Raw genomic sequence first — 284 nt, forward strand, 5'->3', positions numbered from 1 at the left:
CGCGGCTACACCAAGATCGTCGACCGCAAGAAGGACATGATCCTGGTCTCCGGCTTCAACGTCTATCCGAACGAGCTGGAGGAAGTGGTGGCGCACCATCCGGGCGTGCTGGAAGTGGCGGCGATCGGCGTGCCGGACGAACATTCCGGCGAGGTGCCCAAATTGTTCGTTGTCAGGAGGGACCCGGCACTGACGATCGAGACCTTGATGGTCTATTGCCGCGAGAACCTGACCGGCTACAAGCGGCCGAAATTCATCGAGTTCCGCACCGAGCTGCCCAAGAC

Annotated in this window: 1 pseudogene; it reads left to right on the forward strand. The window is 60.9% G+C overall.

Features of this window, described 5'->3' with window-relative positions:
* Nucleotides 1-284, forward strand: a pseudogene (locus tag EN851_RS35835) (long-chain fatty acid--CoA ligase); the annotation flags it as partial.

The organism is Mesorhizobium sp. M8A.F.Ca.ET.208.01.1.1 (assembly GCF_004791315.1).
Lineage (GTDB): Bacteria > Pseudomonadota > Alphaproteobacteria > Rhizobiales > Rhizobiaceae > Mesorhizobium.